The organism is Acidiferrobacterales bacterium, from assembly GCA_028820695.1.
In the GTDB taxonomy this organism is placed as follows: domain Bacteria; phylum Pseudomonadota; class Gammaproteobacteria; order Arenicellales; family JAJDZL01; genus JAJDZL01.
Genome location: JAPPIB010000036.1, coordinates 1 through 9,063, shown reverse-complemented (window position 1 = coordinate 9,063; position 9,063 = coordinate 1). Strand labels below are relative to the sequence as shown.

7 protein-coding genes are annotated in these 9,063 nt (G+C 47.8%); 4 read left to right on the top strand and 3 right to left on the bottom strand.

Annotated elements, in window-relative coordinates:
- Positions 1-800: hypothetical protein (locus tag OXI60_05130; GenBank protein ID MDE0309198.1), on the top strand; the 800-nt coding region annotated here is incomplete at its 5' end.
- A gap of 100 nt (positions 801-900) precedes the next feature.
- On the opposite strand, the gene OXI60_05125 is transcribed toward OXI60_05130, so the two are convergent.
- The gene (locus OXI60_05125; GenBank protein MDE0309197.1) at positions 901-2,133 is read right to left on the bottom strand and encodes a porin; all 1,233 of its coding nucleotides are present in this window, start codon (positions 2,131-2,133) and stop codon (positions 901-903) included.
- Between the two features lie 594 nt (positions 2,134-2,727).
- Here OXI60_05125 and OXI60_05120 point away from each other — a divergent pair.
- Both OXI60_05120 and OXI60_05115 read left to right on the top strand, forming a co-directional pair.
- Complete coding sequence (locus OXI60_05120) at positions 2,728-5,355, top strand: hypothetical protein (protein MDE0309196.1); 2,628 nt, start codon at positions 2,728-2,730, stop codon at positions 5,353-5,355.
- The gene (locus OXI60_05115) at positions 5,334-6,506 is read left to right on the top strand and encodes a putative DNA binding domain-containing protein (protein ID MDE0309195.1); all 1,173 of its coding nucleotides are present in this window, start codon (positions 5,334-5,336) and stop codon (positions 6,504-6,506) included. The genes OXI60_05120 and OXI60_05115 overlap by 22 nt, the downstream gene beginning before the upstream one ends.
- Before the next feature lie 29 nt (positions 6,507-6,535).
- Here OXI60_05115 and OXI60_05110 read toward each other — a convergent pair whose 3' ends face one another.
- On the bottom strand, positions 6,536-6,667 hold the full coding sequence (locus tag OXI60_05110) for a hypothetical protein (protein MDE0309194.1): 132 nt from the start codon (positions 6,665-6,667) through the stop codon (positions 6,536-6,538).
- A 173-nt stretch (positions 6,668-6,840) separates the two neighbouring features.
- Here OXI60_05110 and OXI60_05105 point away from each other — a divergent pair, with 173 nt between their 5' ends.
- A complete protein-coding gene (locus OXI60_05105; protein ID MDE0309193.1) occupies positions 6,841-8,091 on the top strand; it encodes a porin in 1,251 nt (416 codons plus the stop codon).
- A gap of 148 nt (positions 8,092-8,239) precedes the next feature.
- On the opposite strand, the gene OXI60_05100 is transcribed toward OXI60_05105, so the two are convergent.
- A partial coding sequence (locus tag OXI60_05100) for a hypothetical protein (GenBank protein MDE0309192.1) occupies positions 8,240-9,063 on the bottom strand: 824 nt, incomplete at its 5' end.

Sequence of the window (9,063 nt, the reverse complement as noted above, 5' to 3'; positions counted from 1 at the left end):
GCAAAATTGGTGTGGCCTACATTGATCATGTTGCGCTTGGCATGAAGAACATGCCAGGCATGGATGATGATGGCAACATAGGTATGGATCATATCAACGACCACAAGACTTCAATGATCGCCGGTCAATACAACATCGGCGGTATGGGAATGTACCTTGGCTATGGCCAGAGCAAGTGGGATACTGATTCGGTTGCCGCAGTGTGGGGCGTGCCAGAAAATGACCCTAATACAACAGTAGACGAGTCAGACAAAAACGTTGCTACCAATTTTAAATGGCTTCCCGGCTTAGGGGACGGTGCTCTGCTTGAGAAGAAAAAGAAGACTACTTTCTTCGGAGTTTCCGGCGGACTGGCCGATACTGGTGTATCCTTCTTTCTGCAAGTGCGTAGCAATAAAGTTGATAAGCGTACCGTCATGAAGTCTTACCGTGAACACAAAGCGGCTTTCGACGCCATTAATCCCACCGGCTCCGGCTTAGTTGCAGCAGTCGCAGACACTCGACAAGCAGCCTACCTTAAGGAACATGGACTTTTGACTAGTGATCAAGACGGCGAAGCATTAATAGTTCCTGGTGGAAGAGACGATGCAGCCTATCCGAGTAACGTTTCATCAAATGCCGATAAAACGAAGTATGACAATACAAGACACTCGGCAAGTGTCTCAGACAAAGTGACGCCGTGGGTTGTAGGACTGTCAAGAAGTCTCGGAGGCGGCGCAAGCGTTCATTTTGAACATGAGAATAAAGATGACGATTCAAAGAAGAACAAGACTGGACTCTGGCTGAAGGTAGATTTCTAGTATCTTCGAGGATTTACTTTCCAAAAAATAGAAGCGGGGTGCGCAGGCACCCCGCTTCTTTGTGAAAAACGTAATCAGAGATTACCATTTTTCACAATATTCAGAAGTTCACCATCAGCCTAACTGTAGTGGTGTTCTCTGAATCGTCGTCAGTGTTGGCATGCTCGAGATGAACACTTGCGCCACCGCCGAGGCTTCTTGACAGCCCGACAACCCACGGCGTCGTTTTGTCAGAGGATGTGCTCATACCTCTTTTTCTATCGTTAGTCTGTGCCTCGCCCGCAGCCGCGATAGCCCTTAAGGTACCGGGAGTTGTACCTGTGGGTTTTAGTGTAACGACACCGTCCATCTCATCAAGCCCATTGTCCTCTATGTACTTGGTTTGGAGACTTACAAGTTTCGCATCTGTAAACGGCGAATTTGGTATACCGGAGTCATTGAGTTTACCGAACGCAGTGTGGTGGTCCACATAGGATGCGGTAACGGTTTTCTTGGTAACCTTGTTGCTACGCACTTGCAGAAAGAAGGATACGCCGGTATCTCCAAGACCGCCACTGGCACCAAAAAAGGTAGTCTTTTTCTGTTTCTCAAGGAGAGCACCGCCCATGAGTCCATTATCATAGTTTGGAACAGTGCTCTCTGTCCCGTCAAATTCATTCGTTACCTTCCTGTTAGGGTCCCACGCACCAGCAACTGAATCAGTATCCCACTTGCTCTGGCCATAGCCAAGATGCAGTCCCATGCCGCCGATGTTGTACTTGCCGGCGATCATTGAAGTCTTGTGGTCGTTGATATGATCCATACCTCCTGTGCCTGGCATGTTCTTCATGCCCTTCACAGGGTGATCAATGTATGCAATACCTACCTTGCCGTTATCACCTATATTCAAGGTGGCACCAAACTGGGCTGAGTCCAAATCCTTGTCGCCCGCGGCGGCATCGCCGACTGCGTCAACCTGAAAACTCGCAGAGCCGACAGCAACGGCGTATGAGATGGCGTTACCCTGCTTGTTCGCAAGCAGCTCATTACTACCAAGAAAATTTGAGTTGTCCACAAACCCGACATGATTGTTGCCGGCGGCGGAGAACTTTCCGATTGTCAGATTACCAAACCCGCCCGAAAGCCCGGCATAAAGCTGATCGGTGGTTTGCGCGGTTGATTCGCCGATTCTAGTCTCGAACTTGTAGACCGCGGTGAGCCCTTCGGCCGCCTCGCTGCTGCCCTGGATGCCCCAGCGTGAACCGTAATTGCCGAAGCCCGCATTGCCACTGTCTTGCCAGCCGACGCGGATAGATCCGTACCAGGTCGCCTCCGCAAGTACAACTGAGGGTATGCACAGTTGTATCGCACCGGCAATCGACTTTCACACATAAGTCAATCGAATCAGCCTGTTACTTTCGACTCATGCTCCCCAAATCAACCGGAATCGCGTGCGCTAGAGCGTAAATTCTGGGCTTTTTGGGGCATTGCTGCGGGATTTAAAGTGTTCTGTTCCGGTGCAATATCGCGATATTTCTCAGAAGTCTGGACGTATCCTGATGGGCGGTTGTTTGAGTGATATCAGCCACCAACCCCGCGCAGCGGGGAGGCAATCATTAGAGAAACTGGGGTGCTTTCGAAAAGTTCGTCATGGCAATCGGTGTCAGATCTCATGCACTATAATTTGGACTTTAATCGATCCGTACTGGTTGCCCAATATTGGTCTCATATGTAGTGAACCAGATCAACAACTTGGCATATCCCTCATATTTGGATAATATTGTCGACGAACTGTTCGTTACACGAATGGAGGGCGACAGGGAAACCTTCTCCCAGATGATCACGGATGCCCGATTTCATTCAGTTGTATGTGAGTATCTCGATAGCGAGATTTCTCATCGGGTTCTAGGGAAATGAGAAGAGTGCTGACAATAGTGACGCAAGATTGATGAGTGATAAAGTCTTTGAATTCGGTAGCCGCTGGTTGAAGGTGGACTTTCACCTTCACACTCGCGCTGACAAGGAATTCGACTACACAGGTGAAGACAACGATTACTTGAACCAGTATGTCCATGCGTTGGACAGTGCAGGGGTCGGTCTTGGTGTGATTGCTAATCACAACAAGTTCGACCGAGATGAATTCAAAGCGCTACGCAAGAAAGCCAGAAAATCCGGAATCGGGTTGTTGCCAGCAATCGAGTTGTCGGTCAAAGATGGTCAGTCGGGTCTGCATACACTGGTGGTTTTTTCTGATGAGTGGTATGCGAACAAAGAACAAACCAATCACATACAGAGTTTCCTCAACCTGACATTTGCCGGCGTGGCGAATTTTGAGGATGAAAACACACACTCAAAACACAACATTTATGAAACGGTGCGAGAACTGGATCAGTTCAGTAAGGACTACTTTCTAATTTTTGCCCATGTGGAAGCGCCAAAAGGACTGTGGAAGGAGTTATCGCTCGGACGAATAAAAGATATGTTCGAAAATGAGACCATCCGAAGCAGGGTTCTGGCATTTCAGAAAGTGCGAACTCGAGATGCGAGAGCCAAAATTCGAAATGAGTTGGGTAATTTATACCCAGCGGAGGTGGAAGGCTGTGATGCCAAGAATTTAGCCGATATGTCTGCTCGAGAAAACTCCAGTTATTTGAAACTGGGCGATTTCAGTTTTGAGGCTGTCAAGTTCGCCTTGCGCGATAAGTCCTCCAGGGTGTGTGCCGATCAGCCACATTACAGTCATTCGAGCATTAAGAAAGTCCACTTCGAGGGCGCAGGGATTCTTGGTGGTGCCGAAATCTGTCTGTCGCCTGAACTGAACACCGTGATTGGCATTCGCGGGAGTGGAAAATCGTCAGTAATTGAAGGCATTCGATATGCTCTGAATATCCCTTTGGGCGATCAAGCGTCAGATGTTGAGTACAAGGAAAGTCTAGTAAGGCATCTGTTGCGAAGTGGCGGGAGAATTTCCATGGATGCCATTGATCGACGCGGGCAACTTTATCAGATACGACGAATCTTGGGTGAGCGACCCGACGTTTATGTGGACGGGCAATTGCAACCGGGAGTATCTATTCGGGAGACGGTACTGCACCAACCGGTATATTTTGGCCAAAAGGACTTGTCCAGTACCAGCACTGGATTTGAAAGAGATCTAATAGAAAAACTTGCGGGTGAAGCCTTGATCCCGGTTAGGCGGAAAATTGAGCAGGGACAGCGACATGTGACTGATGCTATCCGCCAAATTCAACGATTGTCCCATACGTCTACGCAAGAGGAAGAATGGTTGCAGAAAAAGCGAGACGCTGAATTTAAATTGGATTTCTATAAGCAACATGGTGTTGAAGCCAAGTTGCAGAAGCAAATCGAATTCGACCGTGATGAGCGAAAGTTGCTGCAGGTAATTCAAGAGGCACAGGTCTACCTGTCCGAATTGAACGATCTTCTAGCCCGATTTGAAGATGAACTAAAAAACCAAATTTTGTACCAATCGACGCATAATCAATCATTTTTCAACGACTTCTTTGTTAGCTATCAGAAGTTACTAACAGGCTTTGACAGTACTAAACAAGTTGCTAATGATGGCCAAGCTACTGTCAAACAATTACAGGAAAGGCTCATGGGCTTTCAACAGCATAAACAGGCATTAAAGGAGGATTTTGCCGAAATTGAACGCAAACTGGCTAGTGAATTGAAACAATCTGGTGCGAAAGCAATCAGCCCCCGAGAATTCAGGCAACTGAAAACATTGCTGGACCAGTCAGAATTAATGCTTCAGACGTCCGCCAAGAATGAAAAACAATTCGCGACTCTGAATCAAGTGCTTGAGCGTGAATTGGATCAGTTGAATGATTTATGGTTGGAGGAGTACCGCACTATCGAGGAAGTACTGGACAAAATTAATCATGCTGATTCACCGCTGAAAATTGTACCGCAGTTCAAGGCCGATAAGGCAGCGATGCTCAGGTGGATTCAGAAATTGTTTCGCGGGAGTCGAATTCATGGGACGACGCTACAAGGCGTAGTGAATCAGTTCAGTGACTTTGGTGCTATGTGGCGCGAGAAAAATAATATGCAATCGGTACTCAGCAGTTCCTTTGAGAACTTCTGGAACAATTTTGAAGAGAATCTGGACACTTTGCTCACTTGGCAAGTGCCCAATCTCTTTACAATTGAATATCACGGAAAAGCGTTGACCGATCACTCACTGGGTCAGAGGGCTTCAGCAATGATGCTCTTTATCCTAAGTCAGCGAGAAAATGATGTAGTAATAATTGACCAGCCAGAAGATGATCTGGATAACCAGACAATCTATGAAGACGTGATTAAGCTGATCCGAAAAATAAAGCCGAAGACGCAATTTATCTTTGCCACACATAACGCCAATATCCCTGTATTGGGAGATGCAGAACAGGTTGTCGCATGTGAGTATTTGGATGAGGAAATTCAGACTCTCAGTGGCAGTATTGATTGTCCCAATGTTCAACAGCGTATAGTGGATGTCATGGAAGGCGGTGCAGAAGCTTTTGAGAAGCGAAAAACGGTATATGACGAATGGAAGTTGAAGAACTCTTAGTCATCATTGCCAGTGGTGAAGACTCAAAGAGGCAGTTTAAGGCAAATATCAGTCGCTCGGAGAGCCTTGCGCAGGAGATGGTCGCACTCAGTAACTCCCAAGGAGGAGTAATTCTGATAGGCGTTACGGATGATGGTGGAATCGCAGGACTTACCTCAGATGATATAAGGCGCCTGAATCAACTTGTATCCAATGCGGCTAGTGACCATGTTCGTCCACCCATTAGCCCAATCACGCAGAATGTTTCTTTGCCCGATGGCATGGTGATGGCGGTTTCCATCTCTGAAGGCATAAGCAAACCGTATATGGACAAGAATCTTCATGTATATGTGAAAAGTGGAGCGGATAAGCGTAGAGTAAATGCTCGAGAAGAATTGTTGCGGATGTTCCGGGACGCGACTTTGGTGCACGCTGACGGTATTCCGGTCAAAGGTTCATCTGCAGCAGACATTGATGAGGATTATTTCGACGCGTTCTTCGAAAAAGAATATGGAGAGAAAGTAGAGCAACAGGAGATTCCCCTCGTCAGGCTATTAGAAAATATGAATCTGGCCAAAAACGGGGAACTGAATATTTGCAGCACCCTATTGTTTGCTGCAAAACCTCAAAACCGACTCCCTGCTTTCCAGGTTAAGGCAGTTGCTTTCCCTGGAATGAATATTGAGGATGTACATTACATTGACAGTCAGGATGTGAAAGGCAAATTGTCCGATATATTTCAGAAAGTGTTGGGGTTTGTATCGGCAAATCTTCGGCATGTGCAAAATGAGCAAAGTTTCAACTCGACTGGCGAGCCGGAAATTCCGAGGATAGTGCTTGAAGAATTAATTGCCAACGCCTTGATCCATCGCGATTATTTTGTGTCAGCCCCTGTGAGAGTTCTGGTTTTTTCGAATCGTGTAGAAATCATCAGTCCAGGGCATTTACCAAATAATTTGACGATTGAGAATATCAAGATGGGCAACTCTAATGTTCGAAATCCAATCCTCGCTTCGTTTGCACCAAAGGTGTTGCCTTATCGCGGGCTTGGCAGCGGGATCAAACGGGCAATTAAGGCCTACCCAAACATCGAGTTTGCAGACAATCAGGATGGTAACTTTTTTGGTGTGACAATTCATCGGCGATCGGAGCCGAAGGTCGGTGAGGTATAAATCAGATAGGTGACAGGATTCAATGTCATTTACAAGTACTCACTGACAGCATAGTGTGCAATTCTTCGTTGCTGGCATACGTTTTCGAACTCAGCCATGAACTCGTTGCCGCCATCGGCCTGGATCGATCTGATCGGAACGATGCCTAATTCGCGGGCCAATTCGCAAATTTGCAACGGAACACTTTAAATACCGTAGCAAAGTCCAAAAAAGACCCGAATTCACGCTCACGCACATCCGAGTCTGGTGGAAATGAGGAACGTGAGTCGCAAGTAACAGACTGATTCAATTGATTTATGTGTGACAGTCGGACGCCAGTGCGATACAACTGTGCATACCCTCAGTTGTACTTGCGGAAGCAACCTGGTACGGATCGATCCGCGCCGGCTGGAAATCTGACAACACAAACGGCGTAGTCAACCAGGGTTCGCGCTGGGGAATCAAAGGCAGCAGCGAAGCTGCTGAAGGGCTTACCGCAGTCTATAAGTTCGAGACAAGAATCGGAGACGGGGAAGCCAGTCAAGATACGAACCAGCGTTATGTCGGCCTTTCGGGTGGGTTCGGAACCTTGTCAATCGGCACGCTGTCAAATGCCGGTAATGTTCACGCCGGCTTTGTGGACAACGCCTTTAATAACGGTTCCAACGAAGGACACCTTGCCAATAAAGTCGGAAACACAATCTCATATGCCGTTGATCTTGGTGCGGCAAGTTTCCAGGTTGACGCAATCGGCGCAAAAGCCGATGAAAAAACAGCTGGCGACAAGGATATTGATTCGACCCAATTCGGCGCAACCGTGAATATCGGTGAAGCTGGCAAGGTCGGTATGGCCTATGTCGATCATCTTCCTGAAACTACAGCAGGACTGACTCATATGGACAACAAGAAATCCACAATGATCGCCGGAAAATACAACATCGGCGGCATGGGTTTTCATCTTGGCTATGGTCAAACCAAGTGGGATACCGATTCGGACGCTGCATGGCAAGCAGAAGTGCCTCGAACTGCTACGAACCCTGGAAAGGAAGCTGGCTATCACGATGCACTGAAGGGCGATGATCTGCTTGAAAAGAAGAAAAAGACTACCTTTTTCGGCATTTCCGGCGGTCTCGGTGATACCGGCGTAACCTTTGGTCTGCAAGTGCGAAGCAACAAGGCGACCACGTCTATGGTCACGGATTCGTATGCGGATAGACTCGCCGCCTACAAGAAGCAGGATATGGATCATACGACAGGTGCGGAGGAAACTGCTCCGTTGGGTACCCCCATTGTGGCGGACCCGAAGGTGGCCGATTTTAACCTGAACGTTGACGGCACCGGCAATATAAGACAGGTCGGGCAAGCAATATCGACTGCAGATAATGCTGACTACTCCAATTTTGACGCTTCAAGTGACTTTGACGAACCGCAAGGCACAAAAGATCGCGCAAGAGGCATGAGTACATCAACGACAAAGAATACGCCCTGGGTGATTTCACTTTCGAGAAGTCTCGGCGGTGGTGCGGCTGTTCATTTGGAACATGTCAACAAGGATGATGATGATGCTAAAAACGCTACGATCCTTACGTTGCAGGTTGATTTCTAAGATCGCCTATTCGTGATATCTATATCCATTTCAAAGCGGTGCTTCGGCACCGCTTTTTTTTGGTCCGCCATGCCTGGCGAACCAAATAAGGCGGGGTGTATATTCACCCCGCCTTCTTATGCAAGAATGTTATACAGATTGCCGAATCTTAGAAATCCACCTTCAGCCAAAGCCCAGTGGTGTTCTTCGTTGAATCATCATCATCGTTGGCATGTTCAAAAATAACACTTGCGCCACCGCCGAGACTTCGAGACAGTCCGACAACCCAAGGCGTCTTCTTGTCAGACGATGTACTCATGCCTCTTTTACGTTGAGCAGCATTATCACTCGCCACCGCCGCTATAGTGCCAATTGGGGCGTCATTATCGGTTTGCGCAGGGATAGTTCCCTCGGCATTTTTGGCGACTTGCACGAGATCGTTGTCCTCTATGTATTTGTTTTGTAATGCACGGAGTGCTTTCCCAGAAAAATCATCTGTAGCAGCTGCTGTACCGTTCTGCGCGAGCGCATTAAACGCTGTAACGTGATCGTGCCATGACTTTGTAACCATCTTTTTGTCGACCTTATTGCTACGCACTTGCAGAAAGAACGAAACACCGGTATCAGCGAGACCGCCGGAAACGCCGAAAAAGGTCGTCTTTTTCTTCTTCTCAAGCAGAGCACCGCCTTTAAGGCCACCGTCATATGCCGCGGCCGCGGGGTCGTTGTTGTCGGCGTAAGCAACACCAGTAAGCGGATTTATTGGTTTTGTGTCCTTGTCGGCAATCCACTCACCAGCCATTGAATCAGTATCCCATTTGCTTTGACCATAACCCAAGTGCAGTCCCATGCCACCGATGTTGTATTGACCGGCGATCATTGACGTCTTGTGGTTGGTGATATGATCCATACCTATGCTGCCATCATCATTCATGCCCGGCATGTTCTTCATGCCAAGCGCAACATGATCAATGTAGGCCACACCAATTTTGC